24 protein-coding genes and 1 riboswitch are annotated in these 23,439 nt (G+C 72.3%); of the genes, 11 read left to right on the forward strand and 13 right to left on the reverse strand.

Annotation, left to right across the window (positions count from 1 at the left end; translation table 11 throughout):
* The first annotated feature begins 26 nt into the window (after positions 1–26).
* Positions 27–1,550 carry an NAD(P)/FAD-dependent oxidoreductase gene (locus ACGF2V_RS06960; RefSeq protein WP_362703899.1) on the forward strand — a complete coding sequence of 508 codons (1,524 nt, stop codon included), beginning with the start codon at positions 27–29 and terminating at the stop codon, positions 1,548–1,550.
* 49 nt (positions 1,551–1,599) lie between these two features.
* Here the strand turns inward: ACGF2V_RS06960 and ACGF2V_RS06965 are convergent, their stop codons facing one another.
* From ACGF2V_RS06965 to ACGF2V_RS06990, 6 genes are all read right to left on the reverse strand, one after another.
* Positions 1,600–2,607 (reverse strand): hypothetical protein, encoded by a 1,008-nt coding sequence (locus ACGF2V_RS06965; RefSeq protein WP_362703902.1) that lies wholly within the window; start codon positions 2,605–2,607, stop codon positions 1,600–1,602.
* Between the two features lie 49 nt (positions 2,608–2,656).
* Positions 2,657–3,574, reverse strand: a complete 918-nt coding sequence (gene metF / locus ACGF2V_RS06970) for a methylenetetrahydrofolate reductase [NAD(P)H] (protein WP_362626770.1) — start codon at positions 3,572–3,574, stop codon at positions 2,657–2,659.
* 168 nt (positions 3,575–3,742) lie between these two features.
* Positions 3,743–4,396: a thiamine phosphate synthase gene (gene thiE, locus ACGF2V_RS06975; RefSeq protein WP_362626767.1), complete on the reverse strand. Its 654-nt coding sequence runs from the start codon at positions 4,394–4,396 to the stop codon at positions 3,743–3,745.
* 87 nt (positions 4,397–4,483) lie between these two features.
* Positions 4,484–4,849, reverse strand: coding sequence for an Rv2175c family DNA-binding protein (locus ACGF2V_RS06980; RefSeq protein ID WP_362626764.1), 366 nt, complete (start codon positions 4,847–4,849; stop codon positions 4,484–4,486).
* A gap of 135 nt (positions 4,850–4,984) precedes the next feature.
* The gene (locus ACGF2V_RS06985) at positions 4,985–6,166 is read right to left on the reverse strand and encodes an FAD-dependent oxidoreductase (protein ID WP_362626857.1); all 1,182 of its coding nucleotides are present in this window, start codon (positions 6,164–6,166) and stop codon (positions 4,985–4,987) included.
* A gap of 109 nt (positions 6,167–6,275) precedes the next feature.
* Positions 6,276–6,620 (reverse strand): hypothetical protein, encoded by a 345-nt coding sequence (locus ACGF2V_RS06990; protein WP_362626761.1) that lies wholly within the window; start codon positions 6,618–6,620, stop codon positions 6,276–6,278.
* 108 nt (positions 6,621–6,728) lie between these two features.
* Positions 6,729–6,841, forward strand: a riboswitch (TPP riboswitch).
* Here ACGF2V_RS06990 and thiO point away from each other — a divergent pair.
* The 5 genes from thiO to ACGF2V_RS07015 all read left to right on the forward strand — a co-directional run bounded on the left by thiO (position 6,839) and on the right by ACGF2V_RS07015 (position 12,003).
* Positions 6,839–8,044 (forward strand): glycine oxidase ThiO, encoded by a 1,206-nt coding sequence (gene thiO / locus ACGF2V_RS06995; RefSeq protein ID WP_362626758.1) that lies wholly within the window; start codon positions 6,839–6,841, stop codon positions 8,042–8,044. (Overlaps the previous riboswitch by 3 nt.)
* Positions 8,041–8,301: a sulfur carrier protein ThiS gene (gene thiS / locus ACGF2V_RS07000; protein ID WP_362703905.1), complete on the forward strand. Its 261-nt coding sequence runs from the start codon at positions 8,041–8,043 to the stop codon at positions 8,299–8,301. Before thiO ends, thiS begins: the two co-directional genes overlap by 4 nt.
* 2 nt (positions 8,302–8,303) lie before the next feature.
* Positions 8,304–9,098 (forward strand): thiazole synthase, encoded by a 795-nt coding sequence (locus ACGF2V_RS07005; RefSeq protein WP_362626751.1) that lies wholly within the window; start codon positions 8,304–8,306, stop codon positions 9,096–9,098.
* A gap of 124 nt (positions 9,099–9,222) precedes the next feature.
* Positions 9,223–11,139, forward strand: a complete 1,917-nt coding sequence (gene pknB, locus ACGF2V_RS07010; RefSeq protein ID WP_362703908.1) for a Stk1 family PASTA domain-containing Ser/Thr kinase — start codon at positions 9,223–9,225, stop codon at positions 11,137–11,139.
* A gap of 6 nt (positions 11,140–11,145) precedes the next feature.
* On the forward strand, positions 11,146–12,003 hold the full coding sequence (locus ACGF2V_RS07015; RefSeq protein WP_362626746.1) for a deoxyribonuclease IV: 858 nt from the start codon (positions 11,146–11,148) through the stop codon (positions 12,001–12,003).
* Positions 12,004–12,152: 149 nt separating this feature from the next.
* Here ACGF2V_RS07015 and ACGF2V_RS07020 read toward each other — a convergent pair whose 3' ends face one another.
* The gene (locus ACGF2V_RS07020; protein WP_362626743.1) at positions 12,153–12,785 is read right to left on the reverse strand and encodes a sulfite oxidase-like oxidoreductase; all 633 of its coding nucleotides are present in this window, start codon (positions 12,783–12,785) and stop codon (positions 12,153–12,155) included.
* A 194-nt stretch (positions 12,786–12,979) separates the two neighbouring features.
* Between ACGF2V_RS07020 and bfr the strand changes: the two genes are divergently transcribed.
* Entirely contained in the window at positions 12,980–13,498 is a 519-nt protein-coding gene (gene bfr / locus ACGF2V_RS07025; RefSeq protein ID WP_362626740.1) for a bacterioferritin, read from the forward strand.
* Between the two features lie 67 nt (positions 13,499–13,565).
* Here bfr and ACGF2V_RS07030 read toward each other — a convergent pair whose 3' ends face one another.
* Together ACGF2V_RS07030 and ACGF2V_RS07035 are read right to left on the reverse strand one after the other, a co-directional pair.
* Positions 13,566–13,850 (reverse strand): (2Fe-2S)-binding protein, encoded by a 285-nt coding sequence (locus ACGF2V_RS07030; protein WP_362703911.1) that lies wholly within the window; start codon positions 13,848–13,850, stop codon positions 13,566–13,568.
* A gap of 174 nt (positions 13,851–14,024) precedes the next feature.
* Entirely contained in the window at positions 14,025–15,377 is a 1,353-nt protein-coding gene (locus ACGF2V_RS07035) for a class II 3-deoxy-7-phosphoheptulonate synthase (RefSeq protein WP_362626734.1), read from the reverse strand.
* 166 nt (positions 15,378–15,543) lie between these two features.
* Between ACGF2V_RS07035 and ACGF2V_RS07040 the strand changes: the two genes are divergently transcribed.
* Complete coding sequence (locus ACGF2V_RS07040) at positions 15,544–15,600, forward strand: trp operon leader peptide (RefSeq protein ID WP_078513512.1); 57 nt, start codon at positions 15,544–15,546, stop codon at positions 15,598–15,600.
* 89 nt (positions 15,601–15,689) lie between these two features.
* Complete coding sequence (locus ACGF2V_RS07045) at positions 15,690–17,627, forward strand: anthranilate synthase family protein (protein ID WP_362703913.1); 1,938 nt, start codon at positions 15,690–15,692, stop codon at positions 17,625–17,627.
* A gap of 47 nt (positions 17,628–17,674) precedes the next feature.
* Here the strand turns inward: ACGF2V_RS07045 and ACGF2V_RS07050 are convergent, their stop codons facing one another.
* The 4 genes from ACGF2V_RS07050 to ACGF2V_RS07065 form a co-directional block, all read right to left on the reverse strand.
* Positions 17,675–18,691, reverse strand: coding sequence for a 2-hydroxyacid dehydrogenase (locus ACGF2V_RS07050; protein WP_362626729.1), 1,017 nt, complete (start codon positions 18,689–18,691; stop codon positions 17,675–17,677).
* A 143-nt stretch (positions 18,692–18,834) separates the two neighbouring features.
* Complete coding sequence (locus tag ACGF2V_RS07055; protein ID WP_360112501.1) at positions 18,835–19,527, reverse strand: response regulator transcription factor; 693 nt, start codon at positions 19,525–19,527, stop codon at positions 18,835–18,837.
* A complete protein-coding gene (gene macS, locus ACGF2V_RS07060; protein WP_362703916.1) occupies positions 19,524–20,747 on the reverse strand; it encodes a MacS family sensor histidine kinase in 1,224 nt (407 codons plus the stop codon). Before macS ends, ACGF2V_RS07055 begins: the two co-directional genes overlap by 4 nt.
* 51 nt (positions 20,748–20,798) lie before the next feature.
* Entirely contained in the window at positions 20,799–21,539 is a 741-nt protein-coding gene (locus ACGF2V_RS07065) for a lysophospholipid acyltransferase family protein (protein WP_362626722.1), read from the reverse strand.
* A gap of 236 nt (positions 21,540–21,775) precedes the next feature.
* Between ACGF2V_RS07065 and ACGF2V_RS07070 the strand changes: the two genes are divergently transcribed.
* Positions 21,776–22,555, forward strand: a complete 780-nt coding sequence (locus ACGF2V_RS07070; protein WP_362626720.1) for an alpha/beta fold hydrolase — start codon at positions 21,776–21,778, stop codon at positions 22,553–22,555.
* Positions 22,548–23,357 carry a hypothetical protein gene (locus tag ACGF2V_RS07075; protein ID WP_362703918.1) on the forward strand — a complete coding sequence of 270 codons (810 nt, stop codon included), beginning with the start codon at positions 22,548–22,550 and terminating at the stop codon, positions 23,355–23,357. The genes ACGF2V_RS07070 and ACGF2V_RS07075 overlap by 8 nt, the downstream gene beginning before the upstream one ends.
* The last annotated feature ends 82 nt before the right edge of the window (positions 23,358–23,439 follow it).

Genomic DNA, 23,439 nt, shown 5'->3' on the forward strand with positions numbered 1-23,439 from the left:
CACAGGCGGCCGTTAAGGTCGCTGGCATGGCACGAATTGCGGTGATCGGCGCCGGGATGGGCGCGATGGCGGCGGCCGCCCGGCTCGCCGTGGCAGGCCACCGGGTGACGGTGTACGAGCGGTCGGAGACCTTCGGCGGCTCGGTCGGCCGGTACGCCCGCGACGGTTTCGCCTTCGACACCGGCCCCACGCTGCTGCATCTGCCCGCGGTCTACCGCGACCTGTTCGTGAAGACGGGCAAGGAGCCGCTGGAGCGGTGCGTCACGATGACCCAGGTCGATCCGGCGAGCCGTCATGTCTTCGCGGACGGTACGGCCGTCTCGCTGCCGAACGCCTCGCGGGCCGGGGTGGTCGACGCCCTGGACGCCGCGCTGGGGGGCGGCGCGGGCGCGGCCTGGGGCGCTTTCCTCGACCGGGCGCGGGATGCCTGGGACCGGTCGAGACGTCCGCTCCTGGAGGAGCCGCTGCGCCCCGACCGGCAGGTGCTCGGCCGTGATCCGTATCCCGCGCTGCAACGGCGCAGGCTGCTGCGGCCGGCCCGGCAGGCGGGCACGGTGGCGGAGATCGGCGCGTGGGAGCTGGCGGATCCCCGGCTGGCCGCCCTGCTCGACGGCTACGCCCTGTCGTACGGCCTGGACCCGCGCCATGCACCGGCGGCCGCCGCACTGCTGCCGTACATGGAGGAGACCTTCGGCAGCTGGTACGTCGAGGGCGGGATCCGGGCCCTGGCGCAGGCGGTGTACGAGCGGTGCCTGGCCCGGAGGGTGGAGTTCGTCCTCGGCCACGAAGCGGTCCGGGTGGTGGAGAAGGACGGCCGGGCGGCGGGCGTCGAGTTCGTGGACGGCACGGTCGCGCAGGCCGATCACGTGGTGCTGGGGGCCCGGCCGCGTCCCGGCCTGGTGCCCGGTCGGGAGCTGTGGCCGGACGGGGGCGGGGAACCGCACCCCGGGCCCGCGCGGGGGCGGTCGGTGGAGCCGGGCCGGTTCCTGGTCATGCTGTCGCTGAGCGGCGCCCGGCCCTCGGACGCCGTGCACCGGACGGTGGTGCATCCGGCGGACGGCGCGGCGGAGCAGGAGGCGGTGTTCGCCGGACGGATCGCCGACCGGCCGACGGTGACGGTGCTGCGCCCGGACGACCCGGCGACCCGCCCCGACGACGCGCACGAGGCGGTGACGCTGATGGCGACGGTCGCCCCGCACGGGGCGGTGGACTGGAGGGATCCGGCGACCCGCGCGCGGTTCGCCGACACCCTGATCGAGGCGGCGGGAGCGGTCGTGCCCGGCATGCGCGAGCGGATCCTCCACGCCGAGGTGCGCACTCCGGCCGAGACGGCGGCCGACACGGGAGCCGAGGGTGGTTCCGTGCCCGGGCCCGCACTGGCCGGGGCACAGGGGGCGTATCTGCGCCCCGGCAACCGCACCGATCTGCCGGGGCTCTACCTCGCGGGCGGCTGGTCGCATCCGGGCGGCGGACTCGCCCACGCCGGAATGTCGGGGGCCCTGGTGGCGGGGCTGATCGTGGAGGGGGACGGGTTCCGGGGTTCCCAGTGACTCCGGGCGCCCGCCGCCGGGCCCGTCCTCGGCGTCGGTGCCCCGCTTTTCAGTAGCGGTACTGCTCCTCGTCGTAGCCGTTGCCGTTGTGGTAGCCGTTCGGGCGCGGCGCGGGCTGCTCCGGGGGCACGGCCGGGTACTGCTCGCCCTCGCGCTGCTGCGGCACCCAGACGCCGCCCGGCGGGGTGTCGGCGTACTGCTGACCGTACGGATCGCCGTAACCGTCGTACGGGGCGGGGCCGCCCGCGGTGCTGGTCCCGATGTAGGGGTCGGAGTACGCGGCGTACCGCTGCTGCCCGTCCGTCCCGTAGTCGTACGGTCCGGCGAAGGAGTTCTGGCCGCCCAGGGAGTCAGGGCCGGTCGAGAACGGGCCCTGGTCACCGGTCGGGAACGCCTCGTGGCCGGTGGCGAACACGCCCTGACCGGTGGCGAACGCGTCGGGGCCGGCCGGGAACGCGTCGGGGCCGGCCGGGAAGTCCTGCCCCGGTGCCGGGTATACGGCGTCGCCGGTGCCGCCGTCGTACGCGGCGTACTGCGGCTGCACCCGCGTCCGTTCCTGATCGTCGTGGCCGCCGCCCTGTGCCGCGCGGGAGTGACCGGAGTAGACACCGTACTGACCGGTGTCGTCGGGCAGCGGCTCCGGATCGTAGACGGCGGTGGCCGGGGGCTCGGCCTGCACCTGCCCGTCCCGGGCCGTCTCCACGTCCGGCACTTCGAGGGCGGGTGCCGCCCTGCGGCTGCCGTTCCGGCCCTTCCCCCCGCTCCCCCCGCTCCCGCCGCGGCGGCGACGGCTCTCGCCGGGGCTCCCCCCTATGGCCCAGCCGGTGGAGAAGCCGCGCCGGAAGGACAGCGTGACGTACGTCTGACCGGTCGCGAACGCGATCGTGCCGACAGCGATCACGAATACGGACGACAGCAGTACGCCGACGACCACGCACAGGAAGCCCGCGAAGGCCAGCAGGCGCCAGCGGAGGCGTGCCTTGTACTGCAGGAGCACCTCGCCGAGCAGCCACAGCGCGACGATTCCGAACGCGATGTAGAGGACCGTCCAGCCCATGCCCGCCCCCTCCTACGGCCACCGCCCGGGTCATGGCGGGTACGGCCGGTCACAACTGCTTGTGCAGTCCGAGATTCTCGTGGATTTCGAGCGTCGCCGTCGAGCTGTTGAGCGTGATGAAGTGCAATCCGGGCACACCTTCGGAAAGCAGCCTCGCGCAGAACCGCGTTGCGAAGTCGATACCAATGGAGCGTACAGCGGCGGGGTCGTCCTTGAACGCGAGGATCCGTTCTTTCAGCGACGACGGGAAAGAGGCGTTGCTGAGCTGTGCGAACCGGTCGAGCTGTTTGACGCTGGTCAGCGGCATGACCTCGGGAATGATCGGGGTTTCGCAACCCGCAGCGACCGCTCGGTCACGCATCCGCACATAGTCGTCCGGGTTGAAGAACATCTGGGTGATCGCATAATCGGCACCGGCGCGGCACTTGTCCACGAAATGCCGGATGTCGGTGTCCCAGTCGGTCGAACGCGGGTGCATCTCGGGAAAAGCCGCGACCCCGACACAGAAATCTCCGGATTCCTTGATGAGCCGGACGAGATCGGCCGCGTACCGCACGCCCTGCGGGTGCTCGACCCATTCGCCCCTCGGGTCGCCGGGCGGGTCGCCTCGCACGGCGAGGATGTTCCGGATCCCGGCATCGGCGTACTGCCCGACCATGTTGCGCAGCTCGGCGACGGAGTGATTGACCGCGGTGAGGTGCGCGACGGGGGTGAGGGTGGTGTCGGCGGCGATCTCCTGCGTGGCCTTGACCGTCCCCGCCCGGGTGGAACCGCCGGCGCCGTACGTCACGGAGACGAAACTCGGCCGCACCGCCTCGACGCGACGCAGGGCGTTCCAGAGGTTCCGTTCGCCCTTCTCGGTCTTGGGTGCCCAGAACTCGAAGGAGTACGAGGGCTTGCCGGTCGCGAGGAGTTCACGCACCGTGGGCGCGTGATCCCTCCTGGTGGTAGGTGTGCCAAGAGCCATACGGGCAGGTTAACCAGAGCGTGCGGACCGCAGGACCAGACCGGTGCAAAATGTCCGAATGAGGCGTTTGTTTGTCCACCCTTCGGACACTCGGCTGGAACGCGCTCGACGCGGCCCCGGCTCATGCCCCGGTACCGGCCCCGGACCACGTCCTGGCAAGGGGCGTCATCACTCCTCGACGCGGGCCCGGATCCGTCCGGCGAGCTCGGCGGTGGCCGCCGCGGGGTCTTCGGCCTCGGTGATCGCCCGTACGACGACCACCCGGCGCGCCCCGGCGTCCAGCACCTCGTCGAGGTTGCCCGCGTCGATCCCGCCGATGGCGAACCAGGGGCGCCGAGTGCCGAGCGAGGCGGCGTACCGCACGAGGTCCAGCCCCGGGGCGGGCCGGCCGGGCTTGGTCGGGGTGGGCCAGCAGGGGCCGGTGCAGAAGTAGTCCGCACCGGGCTCGGCCACGGCCGCGTCGACCTCGGACCGGGCGTGGGTGGAGCGGCCGATCAGCACACCGTCGCCGAGGATGGCGCGGGCCGCGCGGACCGGCAGATCGCCCTGGCCGAGATGGAGCACGTCGGAGCCGATGGCATGGGCGACGTCGGCCCGGTCGTTCACCGCGAGGAGCTTGCCGTGGCGCTCGCAGGCGTCGGCGAGAACCGCGAGGTGTTCGAGTTCCTCGGCGGCCTCCATGCCCTTGTCGCGCAGCTGGACGATGTCGACCCCGGCGGCGAGGACGGCGTCGAGGAAGGCCGGGAGATCTCCCTGACGCCTGCGGGCGTCCGTGCACAGGTAGAGCCGGGCGTCGGACAGCTGCGCGCGAGGCGTGGGCATGGTGTGGTTCCCCCCGAAAGAGCGTGAGCGGTCATCGGAACGGCGCCGGGGTGCGGCCGTGCGGCCCGCACCCCGGCGTGCGGCCTCTCAGACGGCGAGCGCCTGGGCGCGGCGCTTCACCTCCGTGCCGCGATTCTCACTCAGTGCCTGGGCGGGTGTGCCCGGCAGGGTCGGGTCGGGCGTGAAGAGCCACTCCAGCATCTCTTCGTCGTTGAAGCCATCGTCCCGCAGGAGGGTCAGGGTGCCGGAGAGCCCCTTGACCACCTTGTTGCCGGCGATGAAGGCGGCCGGCACCTGGAGAGCCCGGTTCTCACCACGGCGCACGGCGATGAGCTGGCCCTCCTTGACCAGCTGCCGCACACGTGTCACCTCGACACCGAGCGTGTCGGCGATGTCGGGGAGGTGGAGCCAGGCAGGGACGAGAGCATCGATCTTTGCGTCAATCTCGGTCACGGGACAAGCGTGCCATCCCGGACCGACAGCCGGTAGCCGGGCCGACCGTACGGGCGGCGCCGGTACGCCGTCGGAGGGTCGGCGGCCCCAGGGGCACGGACGTCGAAGAGCCGTCGGCCCCCGGGGGCGGGGGCGTCAGAGGGCCGTCGACTTCAGGGGCACGGAGGGGTCGGCGGCCCGCACCGGGTCGACGCGCGTCCCCGCCTCGATGAGCCTGCGGCCCTGCGCCAGGTCGCGGGGGCGGCCCACGGCGAGGACCGCGACCAGGACCCCGTCGCGCAACCAGCACACCGACCAGGCGGAGTCGGCGGCGTCGCCGCGCCACAGCAGGGTGTCGGCGCCCGCGTGGTGGCCCGCGTACTGCACGAACCGGTCGAACTGCTCGGACCAGAAGTACGGCACGGGGTCGTAGGCGGGCGGCGCCGGGTGCTCCCCGCCCGCCGCCGCGACGATGTCGGCGGCGACGGTCCGGGGGCCCTGGAGCGCGTTGTCCCAGTGATGGACGAGCAGGCGTTCGCCGTAGCGGGCGGACGGGAACGAGGCACAGTCGCCGACGGCGTACACATCGGGCAGCGAGGTGCGCAGCGCCGCGTCGGCGGTCACCGACCCGTCGGGGCCGAGTTCGACGCCCGAGCCTGCCAGCCAGCCGGTGGCGGGGCGGGCACCGATGCCGACGACGACCGCCCCGGCCGGGATCCCGCGGCCGCCGGCGAGGACCACCCGGCCCGGTTCGACATGGTCGACCCGGGTGCCGGTGAGGAGTTCGGCCCCGCTCTCGGCGTACCAGGCGGCCATCGGGGCGGCGACCTCGGCGGGCAGCGTGCCGGCGAGCGGCCGGCCGGCGGCCTCCAGGACGGTGACCGCGCAGCCGGCGGCGCGGGCCGCGGTGGCGAACTCGGCGCCGATCCAGCCCGCGCCCACGACCACCACGTCGTGCCGCTCGTCGAGGACGGGCCGCAACCGCGCCGCGTCGTCGAGCGTGCGCAGCAGGTGGACGCCGGGGACGCCCTCGGTGCCGGGCAGGGCCACCGGTTCCGCACCGGTCGCGATGACCAGCACGTCGTAGGGGACGGGGCCGGACCGGGTGTCCAGTTCGTGCGCCGCGGCCCGCAGGCCGGTGACGTCGAGGCCCAGTCTCAGCTCGATGTCCAGTGCCTCGAAGTCGATGTCGAAGGCGGAGTCCTCGGCCGTGCCGAGCAACACCGCCTTCGACAGCGGGGGCCGGTCGTAGGGCTGGTGGGTTTCGGCGCCGATCACCGTGACGGGGCCGGTGAAGCCCTGCTCCCGCAGGGCCACGGCCGTCTGCACACCGGCCATCCCCGCGCCGACGACGACGACGCGGCGCTCCGTGCCCGGGTTCGGGCGCTCCGACTGCTGCGACTGCTGCTGATCGCTCACCTGTCCACCATAAGCACCTGACTGACCGTCACGGCAGGGGGAGTTCCTCCACGGTGCTGGTGCCGCTGCCCTCCTGGGACTCCCATTCCCACCGCTCCTCCAGCCGGACCCGGCCGTCCGGGAGATCGACGACGGTGGAGACGCAGTGGCCGCAGGACGTCGTTCCGTCCTGCTTGAGCTGCACGTACCGGAAGTCGAGGACGTCGCCGGCGCGGGTGCCGACGAGTCGGCCGCGGACCACGTCGCCGCCCGCGTACTCGGCCCAGATCCGGCCGTCCTCCTCGTGGTACGTGAAGCGGGTGCGGGTACCGACCTGACCGGGTGCCTGATCGGCGACCGGCGAGAGGACGAGTCCGTCGAGCGAACGGGCCATGGCGCTGCTCCCTTGCCTGGGTCCGGCGGTCCCTCACCGGGCCCGGTGGACGGGGTTTACGGCCTCATCCACGCTTGGCAGCGGGTGAGGCCGTTAGGGTGGCCACGGTAAGACACTCGCGGGAGCCCGGACGCAGGGGCTGAGAGGGAGGCTGGAGCGGCCTTCGACCGTACGAACCTGATCCGGGTCATGCCGGCGAAGGGAGGGGCTGGACGCCCATGCGTTCTTCTCACCACGAAGGCCGGTCCGCCGGGGACGGGGGGCCTTACGACGTCCTCGTCGTCGGGGGCGGGATCATCGGCCTGGTGACCGCCTGGCGCAGCGCGCAGCGCGGACTGCGCACCGGGGTCGTCGATCCCGATCCGGGTGGCGGGGCCGCCCGCGTGGCAGCCGGGATGCTGGCCGCCGTCACCGAGCTCCACTACGGCGAGGAGCTGCTGCTGGGCCTCAATCTCGCCTCTGCCGCCCGCTATCCGGCCTTCGTGGCGGAGCTGGAGGAGGCGAGCGGCCGGGACACGGGTTTTCGCACCTGCGGCACGCTCGCCGTCGCGTTGGACGCCGACGACCGGGCCCATCTGCGGGAACTGCACGCCCTGCAACGGCGTTCGGGCCTGGAATCGCAGTGGCTGACGGGCCGCGAGTGCCGCCGTCTGGAGCCGATGCTCGCGCCGGGCGTGCGCGGCGGGCTGCGGGTCGACGGCGATCACCAGATCGATCCGCGCCGGCTGGCCGCCGCGCTGCTGACCGCGTGCGAGCGGGCCGGGGTGGTCTTCCACCGGGCCCGCGCGGAGCGCCTGACGGTGGTGCGCGACCGCGCCGCCGGAATCGTGCTCGCCCGGGGCGCGGAGCTCGCCGCCGGCCAGACCGTGCTCGCCGCGGGGAGTCTCAGCGGCCGGCTGCCGGGCCTGCCGGACGGGGTCGCGCCACCGGTCCGGCCGGTGAAGGGGCAGGTGCTGCGACTGACCGTGCCCGCCCGGTACGCGCCCTTCCTCTCCCGGACGGTCCGGGCCCTGGTCCGGGGCGGCCACCTCTATCTCGTACCGCGCGAGAACGGCGAACTGGTCGTCGGCGCCACCAGCGAGGAAATGGGCTGGGACACCACCGTCACCGCGGGCGGCGTCTACGAGCTGCTGCGCGACGCCCACGAGCTGGTGCCCGGCATCACGGAGCTGCCGCTCGTCGAGACCCGGGCCGGCCTGCGCCCCGGCTCCCCCGACAACGCCCCGCTGCTGGGCCCCACCGCGCTGCCCGGCCTCCATCTCGCGACCGGCCACCATCGCAACGGGGTGCTGCTCACGCCCGTCACCGGCGACGTCATGGCGGCGGCGCTGGCCGACGGTGAGCTGCCCGAGGTGGCCCGCCCCTTCACCCCGTACCGCTTCTCGCCCGCCGCCGACTCCGTACGTCAGGAGCAGCCCGCATGACCGAGCCCGCGCCCTCCCCCGCTTCCGATTCCGTGTCCGTCCCCTCCGCCGCTTCGATGTCCGTGTCCGTGAACGGGGAGGTCCGGCTCCTCGCCGCGGGCACCGCCCTGGACGCGCTGGTCGCCGGGCTGACCTCCGCCCGCTCCGGTGTCGCGGCGGCCGTCAACGAGAGCGTCGTGCCGCGCGGGCAGTGGTCCGCCACGCCGTTGCTCGACGGGGACCGCGTCGAGATCCTGACCGCGGTCCAGGGAGGCTGACCGTGTCCGACGACCTCTTCTCGCTCGGCGACACCACGTTCGGCTCCCGGCTGATCCTGGGCACGGGCGGGGCGCCCAGCCTCGATGTGCTGGAACGCTCCCTCGTCGCCTCCGGCACCGAGCTGACCACCGTCGCGATGCGCCGTCTCGACCCGACCGTGCGGGGATCGGTGCTGTCCGTCCTGCGGCGGCTCTCCATCCGCGTCCTGCCGAACACGGCGGGCTGCTTCACCGCGGGCGAGGCCGTCCTGACCGCCCGGCTGGCCCGCGAGGCCCTCGGCACCGACTGGGTCAAGCTGGAGGTGGTGGCCGACGAGCGGACCCTGCTGCCCGACCCGGTCGAGCTGCTGGACGCCGCGGAGACCCTGGTGGACGACGGTTTCACCGTGCTGCCGTACACCAACGACGACCCGGTGCTGGCCCGTCGGCTCCAGGACGTGGGCTGCGCGGCGGTGATGCCGCTCGGTTCCCCCATCGGCTCCGGTCTGGGCATCCGCAATCCGCACAACTTCCGGCTGATCGTCGAGCAGGCGCGGGTGCCGGTGATCCTCGACGCGGGCGCCGGGACGGCCTCGGACGCCGCACTGGCGATGGAGCTGGGGTGCGCGGCGGTGATGCTGGCGTCCGCCGTGACCCGGGCCCAGGAGCCCGAGCTGATGGCCGCCGCGATGCGGCATGCGGTTGCGGGCGGGCGGCTGGCGTACCGGGCGGGCCGGATCCCGCGCCGGCACTTCGCCGAGGCGTCGTCTCCGGTGGCGGGGCGTGCGGTGCTGGACCCGGAGCGCCCGGCCTTCTGACCGGGGTGCCCGGGCACCGGCGGGCCGCGGAGGCGGCGTGTCCCTGTCACGGCTCGGCTGCGGTTCGACCCCGGGACCGTGCGGGCCGTCGGACGCGTCCGCGGCGGCTCGTAGACTCACTTGCGTGGATACGACCCTCCAGGACCCTCTCGTCGGGCAGCTGCTCGACGGCCGCTACCGCGTCGATGCCCGCATCGCCGTGGGCGGCATGGCCACGGTCTACCGGGCCGTGGACACCCGGCTCGACCGGGTGCTCGCCCTCAAGGTGATGCATCCGGCACTCGCCACCGACGCGTCCTTCGTGGAGCGGTTCATACGCGAGGCCAAGTCCGTGGCCCGGCTGGCGCACCCCAACGTGGTCGCGGTCTTCGACCAGGGCGCCCAGGGGCAGTACGTCTACCTCGCCATGGAGTACGTCGCGGGCTGCACCCTGCGCGATGTGCTGCGCGACCGCGGCGCTCTGCAACCGCGGGCCGCTCTGGACATCCTGGAACCGGTCCTCGCCGCGCTCGGCGCCGCGCACCGGGCGGGCTTCGTGCACCGCGACATGAAGCCGGAGAACGTCCTCATAGGCGACGACGGCCGGGTCAAGGTCGCCGACTTCGGTCTCGTACGGGCGGTGGGCGCCGTCACCCACACCATCGGATCAGTCCTGGGCACCGTCTCCTACCTCGCCCCCGAGCAGATAGAGCACGGCACGGCGGACACCCGCACCGACGTGTACGCCTGCGGTGTCGTCCTGTACGAAATGCTGACCGGGTCCAAGCCGCACGCCGGCGACACCCCCGCCCAGGTCATCTATCAGCACCTCAACGAGGACGTCCCGGCCCCGTCGGCCGCCGTCCCGGAACTCCCGGTCGAGCTCGACGACCTGGTGGCGAGCGCCACCGCCCGTAATCCCGAGGTCCGCCCGTTCGACGCGGTGGCGCTGCTCGCCGAGACCCGTGAGGCCCGCTCCGGCCTCACCGACGCCCAGTTGGACGCCGTACCGCCGCAGGCCCTCGCCGATGCGCACGACCCCGCCGAGGACCGCACGAGCGTGATCCCGCGGCTGCTCCCGGCCGGCCAGGGCGTCGCCCATCACACCAGCCGACTGGAAATGCCCCTGCCGGCCCCGCCGCGGCCCGCACCGCGCGCCCCGTGGCGCCGCGGCCCCCGGCGCTCCGTCGTCACCGCGGTCGTCGCGGTGCTGCTGGTACTGGGGATCGGCACCGGTGTCTGGTACATCAGCTCCGGGCAGTTCACCCGGGTACCCTCCGTGCTCGGCCAGACCGAGAAGACCGCCCAGCAGCGGCTCTCGGACGCCGGTCTGGAGCTCGAGGGTGTCGAGCGGGCCTACAGCGACACGGTGGAACGAGGCAAGGTCATCAGCAGCGACCCCGGTTCGGGCGACCGTATCCGGGGGAACGATGCGGTGAAGCTCGTCGTCTCGCGCGGCCCCGAGATCGTGAAGGTGCCCGATGTCCAGGGCCTCGCGCTCGCCGACGCCAAGCGTGATCTCGAGGAGGTCGGCCTGGTGCCCGGCATGGTCACCAAGGAGTTCAGCGAGGAGACGGCACGGGGCGAGGTGATCCGTACGGACCCCGAGGCGGGGGCCGAGCGCCACTCCGGCTCCGCGGTCGCCCTGGTCGTCAACAAGGGCGCTCCGGTCGATGTGCCCGATGTCACCGGGCTCTCCGTCGAGGACGCCACCGCCGCGCTGGACGAGGTGGGGCTGAAGGCCGAGGTGCTGCCCGACCGGGTCCACTCCCCCGAGGTCGCCGGCGACATCGCCCATCAGTCACTGGGCGAGGGCACCCGGGCTGCCGAGGGCGACACCCTCACGCTCACGGTCTCCAAGGGGCCGCGGCTGATCGCCGTCCCGGACGTCACCGGGAAGGACGTCGACGACGCGACCGGCGAACTGGAGGACGCGGGCTTCGAAGTCAAGGTCGACCGCCCGTTCCTCTCCTTCAACGACACCATCGCGAGCCAGTCCGTCACGGGCGGCGAGCGGGCTCCCGAGGGCAGCACCGTCACCATCAGGACCAAGGGGCTCTAGATCCGCATGCGCAACCCAGTCGGCGGCCATGTTCCCGTGGCCGGCGGTCTCGCCAGGGTCGGCCTGCCCTACGCCCGGGAGATGGGGGCGGAGGCGGTGCAGGTCTTCGTCGCCAATCCGCGCGGCTGGGCGACCCCCGCGGGCAACCCCGCCGAGGACGAACGGTTCCGCGCCGAGTGCGCCGCCGCCTCCGTACCCGCGTACGTCCACGCTCCGTACCTGATCAACTTCGGCTCGCACACCGAGGCCACCGTGGAGAGGTCGGTGGGCTCGCTGCGCCATTCGCTGCGCCGGGCCCGCGAGATAGGCGCGCTGGGCGTCGTGGTGCACACCGGGTCGGCGACCGGCGGCCGACCGCGCGAACGGGCCCTCGCCCAGGTGCGTACGCACATGCGGCCGCTGCTGGACGAGCTGACGCACGACGACGACCCGTACCTGCTGCTGGAGTCCACAGCCGGTCAGGGGTCCTCGCTCTGCTCACGGACCTGGGACTTCGGCCCGTACTTCGAGGCGCTCGACTCCCATCCCAGGCTCGGCGTGTGCCTCGACACGTGCCACGTCCACGCGGCGGGCCACGACCTGGCGGGCCCGGGGGGCATGCGGCAGACCCTGGACCTGCTGGTGGACACCGTCGGCGCGGGCAGGCTGAAACTGATCCATGCCAATGACTCCAAGGAGGCGGCGGGGGCCCACAAGGACCGGCACGCGAACATCGGTGCCGGGCACATCGGTGCGGAACCGTTCCGGGAGCTGTTCTCCCATCCGGCCACCGCGGGCGTGCCCCTGATCATCGAGACACCGGGCGGAAAGGACGGCCATACGGCGGACGTGGCCCGGCTGAAGCGGCTGCGCGACCAGGACTGATCCCGCGTCCTTCCCCCTCTTGATCCTCATCGAGGGATACCTCTGGGGTACCCGGTCGACCAGTGGATCACCTGCCGCGGCACGGGTCACGCGGTGGGGCACCGGTACCGCCACCGACGACGGACCGGACACGCCCGCCGTCCATCGGGTCAGAGCTCGGGGCCGTCCCCGGGCTCTTCCTGGTACGAGTAGCGCTGTTCGCGCCACGGGTCGCCGACGTTGTGGTAACCCCGCTCCTCCCAGAAACCGCGGCGGTCCGCCGTCATGTACTCGACGCCGCGGACCCACTTGGGCCCCTTCCAGGCGTAGAGGTGCGGCACGACGAGCCGGAGCGGGAAACCGTGCTCGGCGGTGAGCAGCTCACCGTCCTTGTGGGTGGCGAAGATCGTTCGCTCCGACGTGAAGTCGGAGAGCCGCAGGTTCGAGCTGAAGCCGTACTCGGCCCAGACCATCACATGCGTGACGTTCGGCGCGGGCGGCGCGAGCTCCAGGACCGTACGGGCGAGGACCCCGCCCCATTCGGCGCCGAGCATGCTGTATTTCGTGACGCAGTGCAGGTCGGCGACGACCGAGGTGTACGGCAGCGCGGAGAACTCCTGATGATTCCAGCAGTGCTTCCCGCCGTCCGCCGTGGCACCGAAGACCCGGAACTCCCAGCGGTCCGGCTTGAACTTGGGTACCGGCCCGTAGTGGGTGACCGGCCAGCCGCGCTGGAGCCGCTGTCCCGGCGGAAGCTCCGACTGCTCTGACGCGCGGTTTTCCCGGCTTTCCGGCTGACCCATGCCTCCATGGTGACAGACAGACAAGGGTGGTTCCGACCAGGGTGTGGATAATTCCGGCAAATCCTACTAAGCGTGTACTTACTGGACGATCACCGGGCGCGGTGCGAGGATTCGGCCAACTTGCCGTATTCGTTGGCATTCACTGGCATTCATCGGCATTGGCTGGCATTCGCCGGCCGGAAGGAGCCTCTCCGATGCAGGGCGATCCCGAGGTCATCGAGTTCCTGAACGAGCAGCTGACCGCTGAACTGACCGCGGTCAACCAGTACTTCCTTCATTCCAAGATGCAGGAGCACCACGGCTGGCTGAAGCTCGCGAAGTACACCCGCGCCGAGTCGTTCGACGAGATGCGCCACGCCGAGATCCTCACGGACCGCGTCCTGTACCTCGACGGACTCCCCAACTATCAGCGGCTGTTCCACGTAAGGGTCGGTCAGACCGTCACCGAGATGTTCCAGGCCGACCTCCAGATCGAGGTGGAGGCGATCGACCGGCTGCGGCGCGGGATCGAGCTGATGCGCGGGAAGGACGACATCACGTCCGCGAACATCTTCGAAGCGATCCTCGACGACGAGGAACAGCATGTGGACTACCTCGAAGCGCAGTTGGCGCTCGTCGAGAAGCTCGGCGAGCCGCTCTACATCGCGCAGCAGATCGAGCAGCCGAACGACGAGGGGCACGACGACCAGACGGGCTCCAAGGGGTACCGCTGAGTGCTCTCGGGGCACCGGGAGCACCGGGATCCCGCGCTGCGGACACTCGGGAGCCGACCCGGGAAGGTCAGGCCGCCTCGGGGAGCCGGGCAGGCGGTACGGCGTCCGGGGCGAGGGCGTCGACGTCGCCCCCGGTGGCGTCGGAGTCGGCGCCGGGCGTCGGCTTCCGGTCGAGCATCTCGCGGCGCGGGCAGGCGCCGCGGCCGAGGACGGCCTGGATGGCCCGGACACAGCCGCCGCAGTCCGTGCCCGCCTTGCAGGCGGAGGCGATCTTCCGGGGGGTGCAGGCTCCGGCGTCCGCGTGCTCCCTGACCTGCTGCTCCGTGACGCCGAAGCACGAGCAGACGTACATGCGGTTCACCTCCCGACGGGTTCGGCCCTCGACTGCCAAACCGTCCCCCTACCCGGTGAGGCAAACCTAACCTTACCCTGCGCGCAAGGTGCCCGGAACCTCCGAAAGCCCTGTGGGGCACGGATCACAGCGATCCGTGCCCCACAGTCGTACGTGTGTCACCCGCGGTGACGCCTACTGGTCCCGGTACATCTCGGCGACCAGGAACGCCAGGTCGAGGGACTGGCTGCGGTTGAGGCGGGGGTCGCAGGCCGTCTCGTAGCGCTGGTGCAGATCGTCCACGAAGATCTCGTGCCCGCCGCCGACGCACTCGGTGACGTCGTCGCCGGTGAGCTCGACGTGAATGCCGCCCGGGTGCGTGCCCAGGCCCTTGTGCACCTCGAAGAAGCCCTTCACCTCGTCCAGGACGTCGTCGAAGCGGCGGGTCTTGTGGCCGGAGGCGGCCTCGAAGGTGTTGCCGTGCATCGGGTCGGTCACCCACGCCACGGTGGCACCGGACGCGGTGACCTTCTCCACCAGCTCGGGGAGCTTGTCGCGGACCTTGTCCGCGCCCATGCGGACGATGAAGGTCAGCCGGCCCGGCTCCCGGTCGGGGTCGAGGCGCTCGACGTACTGCAGCGCCTCCTCGGCCGTCGTGGTCGGGCCGAGCTTGATGCCGATCGGGTTGCGGATCTGCGAGGCGAACTCGATGTGCGCGTGATCCATCTGCCGGGTGCGCTCGCCGATCCAGACCATGTGGCCGGAGGTGTCGTACAGACGGCCGGTGCGCGAGTCGACACGGGTCAGCGCCGACTCGTAGTCCAGCAGCAGGCCCTCGTGCGAGGCGTAGAACTCGACGGCCTTGAACTCCGCCGGGTCCGTTCCGCACGCCTTCATGAAGTTCAGCGCGTTGTCGATCTCGCGGGCGAGCGCCTCGTAGCGCTGGCCGGAGGGCGACGACTTCACGAAGTCCTGGTTCCAGGCGTGCACCTGGCGCAGGTCGGCGTAGCCGCCGGTGGTGAAGGCGCGCACCAGGTTCAGCGTGGAGGCGGACGCGTGGTACATCTGCTTCAGCCGCTGCGGGTCCGGGACGCGGGCCTCCTCGGTGAAGGCGAAGCCGTTCACCGAGTCGCCGCGGTAGGTCGGCAGCGTGACGCCGTCGCGGGTCTCGGTGGGCTTGGAGCGCGGTTTGGAGTACTGACCGGCGATCCGGCCCACCTTGACGACCGGCACGGACGCCGCGTAGGTGAGGACGGCACTCATCTGGAGCAGCGTCTTCAGCTTGGCCCGGATGTGCTCGGCCGACACGGCGTCGAACGCCTCGGCGCAGTCACCGCCCTGGAGCAGGAACGCCTCGCCCTTGGCGACGGCTGCCATACGGGCGCGCAGCTGGTCGCACTCGCCCGCGAACACGAGCGGCGGATACGACGCGAGTTCCGCGAGTACATCGCGCAGGGCCTCGGCATCGGGGTACTCGGGCTGCTGCGCCGCGGGAAGGTCTCGCCAGGTGTGGCCACCGGCGACGGAGGTATTGGCGTTCACGGTCACACCGACAACATTACGGGTTCCGGCGCCGCGGCCATCCAAAAGCTCAATAGTTGAGACACCCGCTCGGACGACCCTCCCGACCGCCGGGGCCGCCCCCGCCCTGCGACGGCGTCCGTCGGCGGATTTCCGTTGGGGGACGCCCCGCCCGTCCGCTAGGGTTCGGGGCATGTTCGCGCAGACGACCCAGAACTGGTGGTGGACCGCTCATCCGGCGGCCCACTGATCGATCGCGCGACAGACCACGCGAAGGCCGCCCGAGGGGCGGCCTTCTTCGCGTTCGGGAGCCGTTCCTCCTCATGGAAGGAACAGCCCGTGTCCCGTCCCCAGCCCCAGCCCCGCCGCACCGGCTCCGTCGTCGAACGGCTGCTCGGTGACGACTGCCCGCCGTTCGCGCTGCTGCGCCGGCGCACCCCCGGCCACGACCAGGACGTGGTCGAGGTGCTGATCGGCCCGGTGCGGGAGGTGGACCGGCTCGCCGACCTCCCGGTCGGGCCGCTGCCCTCGCTCGCCCTGGTGCCGTTCCGGCAGATCGCCGAGCGCGGCTTCGACGTGCGCGACGACGGCACGCCGCTGTCCGTGCTGGTCGCCGACGAGGTGTACGCACTGCCGCTCGCCGAGGTCCTTGAACACCTTCCGGTGCGGGACGTGCGGGTCGAGGGCGGCGGCTTCGACGTACCCGACGAGGAGTACGCGGAGATCGTCCGCAGGGTCGTCGAGGACGAGATCGGGCAGGGCGAGGGCGCGAACTTCGTCGTCCGGCGCACCTTCCGGGGCGAGATCCCCGGCTTCGGCCGGGCCGACGCGCTGGCCCTGTTCCGGCGGTTGCTGGCCGGTGAGCGGGGCGCGTACTGGACGTTCGTGGTGCACACCGGGAGCGGGCAGGGGGCGGGACCTTCCTTGGAAGGGCGGACGCTGGTCGGGGCGAGCCCCGAGGTGCACGTGCGGATGTCCGGCGAGACGGTCGTGATGAACCCGATCAGCGGCACGTACCGCTACCCCGCCGAGGGACCGACCACCGAGGGCCTGCTGGCCTTCCTCGCCGACCACAAGGAGCGCGACGAGCTCTCCATGGTCGTCGACGAGGAACTGAAGATGATGTGCACCGTGGGCGACCGCGGCGGGGTGGTGGTCGGGCCGCGGCTCAAGGAGATGGCCCATCTCGCGCACACCGAGTACGAGCTGCGCGGACGTTCCTCGCTCGATGTGCGGGAGGTGCTGCGGGAGACCATGTTCGCGGCGACGGTGACCGGATCGCCCGTGCAGAACGCCTGCCGGGTCATCGAGCGGTACGAGTCCGGCGGGCGCGGCTACTACGCGGGGGCGCTGGCGCTGCTGCGGCAGGAGCCGGGCGGGACGCAGAGCCTGGACTCGCCGATCCTGATCCGTACCGCCGACATCGCGGCCGACGGCGGGCTGCGGGTGCCGGTCGGGGCGACCCTGGTGCGCCACTGCGATCCGGAGGGTGAGGTCGCCGAGACGCACGCGAAGGCGGCCGGGGTGCTCGCCGCGCTGGGGGTGGGGACCGGACGGCCCCGGGCCGGGGCGCCGGGTCCGGCGCGGTTGGCCGACGATCCGCGGGTGCGGGAGGCGCTGGACGCCCGGCGAGGCGGGCTCGCCCCGTTCTGGCTGCGGATGCAGGAGCGGGCCCCTGAGGTGTCCGGCCGTGCGCTGGTGGTCGACGGGGAGGACACCTTCACCGCGATGCTGGCCCATCTGCTGCGCTCCTCGGGGCTTGAGGTGTCGGTGCATCGCTTCGACGAGCCGGGGCTGCGCGAGCGGGTGCGCGGGCACGCGGGGCCGGTCGTGCTGGGGCCGGGGCCCGGGAACCCGGGCGACACGGCCGATCCGAAGATGCGGCTGCTGCGCGCGCTCGCCGCGGAGCTGGTCCGCGACCACCGGCACGGTCTGCTGGGGGTCTGCCTGGGCCATGAGCTGATCGCGGCGGAGCTGGGGCTGGACATCGTCCGCAAGCCCGTCCCCCATCAGGGCGCGCAGGTCCGGATCGACCTCTTCGGGCGGCCGGAGACGGTCGGCTTCTACAACAGCTTCGGCGCGCGCTGCGACGAGGCGGCGGCCGTCGAACTGGCGGCGCACGGCATCGAGTCGAGCGTGGACCCGGCGACCGGGGAGCTGCACGCGCTGCGCGGGCCCGGATTCGCGTCGGTGCAGTTCCATCCGGAGTCGGTGCTGACGCTGCGCGGCACGACGATCGTGGCGGAGCTGCTCGCGGGGCTGCCGGTCACCGGCTGAGGCGTGCCGACGAGCGGGGCGCCGGGGACCGGCGGGTCCCCGGGGCGTCACCCCGCCGGGAGCGCCGGGACGAGGACGTTCTCGCTGCGGCGGCCGGCCAGGTGGTCGGCGATGTTGCGCACGGTGGCGTCGATGATCTGGGACACGGCGTCCCGGGTGTAGTACGCCTGGTGCGAGGTCACGACGACGTTGGGGAAGGTGACGAGCCGGGCGAGGGTGTCGTCGTCGATGCCCTCCAGGGACTTGTCGACGAAGAAGAGCCCGGCCTCCGCCTCGTACACATCGAGTCCGACCCCCAGGAACCGGCCCGCGCGGAGCTCGGCGACCAGTGCGTCGGTGTCGACGAGACCGCCGCGGCTGGAATTGACGAGGATCGCGTCGTCCTTCATGCAGGCCAGGGCCCGCGCGCCGATCAGGTGGTGGGTCGCGGGCAGCAGCGGAACGTGCAGGCTGATCAGGTCGGACTCGGCGAGGAGCCGGTCCTTGTCGACGTACTCCATGCCGAGCGCGACGCAGGCGGGGTTCTCGGTGACGTCCCAGCCGAGCAGTCTCATGCCGAACCCGTGGGCGATACGGGTGAACGCCTCGCCGATGCGGCCCGTGCCGATCACCCCGGCCGTGCGCCCGTGCATGTCCCGGCCGAGGAGGCCGTCGAGCCGGAAGTCGAAGTCGCGGGTGCGGCTCGCGGCACGGACGACGCGGCGGTTGACCGCCATCGCGAGGGCCCAGGCGAACTCCGCGACCGAGTACGGCGAGTAGTGGGAGACCCGGGCGACCCGCAGGGCGAGCCGTTCGGCGACGTCGAGATCGATGTTGTTGAAGCCGGTGGAGCGCTGGGCGATCATCTGCGTGCCCCCCGCCGCGAGCGTCTGCAGGACGCGGGCGCCGAGGTCGGCGTTGACGCTGGTGGAGATGACCTCGTGGCCCGCCGCGATGGGGGCGGTGTCGGCGGTGAGGAAGACGTCCAGGCACCGGACCTCGTGCTGCCCGGCGAACGCTCTGCAAAAGGCGCTCTCGATCAGCGGCTTCTCGTCGGACTGCACACCGAAGGCCAGAATTTCCACGACTGCTCCCGTTCGTCGCACGGATCGGGGACCGAGGGCATGAGCCGGCCATCGGGGATGCGCCGGTCATCGCGAATGTACGATTCCGGTCCCCGTCGCGCCGCTCGGAGGCGTCGCTCGCCCGACGGCGGGCCCGGACGTGCTCAGACGTCGTCGAGGCCGCGCTCGATCGCGTACCGCACGAGCTCCACCCGGTTGTGCAGCTGGAGCTTGCCCAGGGTGTTCTGGACGTGGTTCTGGACGGTGCGGTGGGAGATGACCAGACGCTCGGCGATCTGCTTGTACGAGAGTCCCTTGGCGACCAGCCGCAGCACCTCCGTCTCGCGCTCGGTGAGCCGCGGGGCCCCCGGCTCGTCGGCGGCGACGGGCGCGGGGTCGGAGGCGAGCCTGCGGTACTCGCCGAGGACGAGTCCGGCCAGGCCCGGGGTGAAGACGGGATCGCCGGCCGCGGTGGACCGTACGGCCTCGGTCAGCTCCTGGGTACTGGCCGATTTGAGCAGATAACCGGTGGCACCGGACTTGACCGCCTCCAGCACGTCGGCGTGCTCGCCGCTCGCGGAGAGCACCAGCACCCGCAGCCCGGGGAGGGCACCGACGAGTTCCTTGCAGACCTGCACGCCGGGCATGCCGGGCAGATTGAGGTCGAGGACGAGGACGTCGGGCGTGACGGCCTTCGCCCTGCGGACGGCCTGCGGTCCGTCACCCGCGGTCGCCACCACCTCGAAACCGGACTCGGACAGATCGCGGGCGACGGCGTCGCGCCACATCGGGTGGTCGTCGACCACCATCACCGTGGTGGTCCGCTCCTCGGCGCTCCGGTCGCCCTGCGTGCTCATCGCGCTGAACCTGCCTTCCCCCGTGAAACCTTGGAAACCTTCAACTCCACCTCGGTGCCCTGACCGGGCACCGAGACCAGCTCCGCCGTACCGCCCAGGTCACGCAGCCTGCCGCGGATCGACAGCGCGACCCCCATCCGTCCCTCCCCCTCCGCCTGGGCGAGCCGCCCCTCCGGAATGCCCGGCCCGTCGTCCCGGACCGTCACGATCACCTCGTCCGGCCAGTCCTCGACGAGGATCCACGCCTGGGCGTCCTCCCCCGCGTGCACCCTCACATTGTCCAGGGCGGCACCGACGGCGGCCGCCAGCTCCGTCGCGGTGTCGGGGGCGAGCAGCACCGGAGCCCCGGGCTCCGCGAAGGTGATCCGGGAGCCCGCGTACGGGGCGAGCAGGGTGCGCAGGTCGCACACGGCCGGGCCGGACGGTTCGTCGTCGACCTCCACGCTGCGGACCACCGCGCCCTCGGCGGCGTCCTCGGAGACCCGGGTGGTGGGCACGAGGCCGCTGGTGACCAGGGTACGCAGGGCGATCTCCTGCTCCCCGGCCAGCCGGCCCAGTTCCGCCGCCTCGCCGCCGAGCGCGGTGCCGCGGCGCTGCACCATCGCCAGGACCTGGAGGACGCTGTCGTGGATGTCGCGGGCGAGCCGTTCCCGTTCCCGGGTGGCGGCCTCGATCTCCAGGGCGCGGGCGAGGGTGCGTTCACTGGCCCGGGCGACCTCGACGACGTACCCGATGGCGATGGAGGCGACCCAGACCAGCAGGACGTTGTGGAAGGTGTCCCGGCTGGGCTCGCCGCGTTCGACGATGTTGACGGCCGCGACGAGGGTCGAGGCGAACGCCGCCCAGCGCCAGCCGCCCTTGAGCGCGAAAGCCAGCACCGAGCCCGCGGTCCAGATGGACGGCAGTGTGGGGCCGTCGACCGACTGGGCCTCGAAGTCGGCGAGCGGGGTGAGGAGGATACCGGTGAGGGCGAGCGCCAGGTCCACCCCGAGGAAGCGTTTGGTGCAGGCGACGGCGCCCGAGACCTTCGGCAGGGTGGCGAGCGTCCAGACCGCCAGCACGGTCAGGAAGACGACGGCGACCCACGGCCGGTCGTACCGCTCGCGGCCGAACACGGCGAGCAGCACCGCGTAGAGCATCGTCAGCACGCGATAGGCCGTCAGGGCACGCCACAGCGGCTGCTCGACCGACATCCGTACGACGCGTTCGCGCCTGGCCACTTCCCCCCACCCCCCGGACAGGACCGGCGCACTACGCGCCGAACCGTTCCGTCACCCCTGCGTTCCGGACTCTCCGCCCGCGCGCTTCTCCTCCGCGCGGCGCTTGGCCTCCTCCGCGATCTGGCGCTTGGCGACGGTCGCGTAGATGTCGACGTACTCCTGCCCGGAGAGCTTCATGATCTCGTACATCACCTCGTCGGTGACCGAGCGCAGGATGAAGCGGTCCCCCTCCATGCCGTGGTAGCGGCTGAAGTCGAGCGGCTTGCCGATCCTGATCCCCGGGCGCATCAGCTTGGGCATCACCTTGCCGGGCGGCTGGATCTTCTCCGTGTCGATCATCGCGACGGGGATGACGGGGGCGCCGGTGGCCAGCGCGACCCGGGCGAGCCCACCGGGCTTGCCCCGGTAGAGACGGCCGTCGGGCGACCGGGTGCCCTCCGGGTAGATGCCGAACAGCCCGCCGCTCTCGATGACTTCGATGCCCGCCCTGACGGCGGCCTCACCGGCGCCCCGGGTGCCCGAGCGGTCCACCGGGAGCTGGCCGACGCCCTTGAAGAAGGCGGCGGTGAGCTTCCCCTTCACGCCGGGCGTGGTGAAGTACTCGGACTTGGCGATGAAGGTGACCTTGCGGTCCAGGACGGCGGGCAGGAAGAACGAGTCGGAGAAGGACAGGTGGTTGCTCGCGAGGATCGCCGGCCCGTGCTCGGGAATGTTCTCCAGGCCCTCCACCCAGGGCCTGAAGGCGAGCTTCAGCCCGTTGCCGATGGAGAGCTTCATTGCGCCGTAGATCAACTCGGTGCCTCCTGTGTGCTGTCCGACAGACCTTAACCTGTGCGGCCGTCCCCGCTCCCGCCCGGATCGGGCGTTGCGGCGGACGGGGCCGGGACGGCCCTGGTCGGTGTCAGTCCGGTCGCGTACGGTGAAGCAATCCTGTGCACTTTCCTCTTTCGTTCCCCTTCACGTCTCGTTCCCTTCGAGCTCTCGTCCCCCCTTCAAGCCTTTCGAGCCTCACGAACAGGAGATCCCCGGTGCCGGTCCTGCCTGGAGCCGAGCCGTTCCGCCACGAGGGCGGGGAGGTCGGCGTCCTTCTCTGCCATGGATTTACCGGTTCCCCTCAGTCGCTGCGCCCCTGGGCCGACCATCTGGCGGAGCGCGGCCTCACCGTCTCGCTGCCGTTGCTGCCCGGGCACGGCACCCGCTGGGAGGACATGCAGATCACCGGCTGGCAGGACTGGTACGCGGAGGTGGACCGGGAGCTGCGCGGGCTGCTGGAGCGATGCGCCCAGGTCTTCGTCTGCGGCCTCTCCATGGGCGGCGCGCTGACGCTGCGGCTGGCGGCGAAGCACGGTGACGCGATCAGCGGGCTGGTGCTCGTCAATCCGGCGAACAAGGTGCACGGCCTGTCGGCGTACGCGCTGCCGGTCGCCCGCCATCTGGTGCGGACGACGAAGGGGCTGGCGAACGACATCGCCAAGGAGGGCTCGCCGGAGCTGGGCTACGACCGCGTGCCGCTGCACGCGGCGCATTCGCTGCGGAGGTTCCTCCGCCTGGTCGACGCCGAACTGCCCCAGGTCACGCAGCCGCTCCTGCTGCTGCACAGTCCGCAGGACCATGTGGTGCCGCCCGCCGACTCGGCCCGGATCCTCGGCCGGGTCTCGTCGACGGACGTCGAGGAGATCCTGCTGGAACAGAGCTACCACGTGGCGACGTTGGACCACGACGCGGAGCGGATCTTCGACGAGAGCCACCGGTTCATCGGTCGGCTCGCTCCGAGCGTCGGGAAGAAGGGGAGCACGTCCGGTGGCTGAGCACGACGCGGAGCGCACAGGAGGCGAGGAGGGACGCGAGTCCCCTCCCGCCGAGGGACCCGTCCGGCCCGCGGAGGGCGGGGCTCCTGCGGCGGCGGACACGCCCGCCCCCGGGGACGGCGACGGACACCGGAACGGGGACGGTACGGACGCGCGGGGCGCGGCCCCGGCCGCCTCCCCGTCCGCGCCCCCGGCCTCTTCGCCGGCCGGGAAGGCGGGCGACGACGGGCGGCGGGCGGACGACGACGGCCCGGAAGAACGGCCGGGCGACGGACGTCTCGACGAGGACGCGGCGTGGCGGGCGATCGTCGCGGGGTACGGCGAGGAGCCGCCGGACCCGCCGGGTGCCAGGCCGTTCCGGTCGGTCGAGGATCTCGCGGGGCTGGAGGACGACCGCTCGGGCGTCCTCGACCTGGACAAGGGGATCGACAAGAAGGCTCCCCGGCCGCCGGAGCGCCCGCTCGGCAGCTCGGTCGTGTTCGCGCCCGGTGTCGGCGGGCCGCGCGACCACGAGCTCGCGAAGCCGAAGGACGACGATCTCGACGACACGGACGAGGGGCACTTCGTGCCCCCGGAGCCGCCGCCGCTGCCGGAGGCCGATGTCACGGCGAAGTTCGCCTGGGTCGCGGTCGTCGGCGGTCCGGTGCTGATGCTGCTCGCGGTCCTGCTGCGGTGGGAGATCACCTGGTGGCTCGGCACGCTCTGCGTCGGCGGCTTCGTGGGCGGCTTCATCACGCTGGTGGCACGGATGGGGGACGACGACGAGGACGGGGACGACCCGGGGCGCGGGGCGGTCGTCTGAGACCGGTCGCCGGGAGCGGGCGTCCCTCGCCGGACACCGCCCCACGTGCCCCCGTTCCGCCTGGACACCGCCCCGCCCGGCC

Origin of the sequence: Streptomyces sp. NPDC047982, from assembly GCF_043204165.1 — a bacterium.
GTDB lineage: Bacteria > Actinomycetota > Actinomycetes > Streptomycetales > Streptomycetaceae > Streptomyces.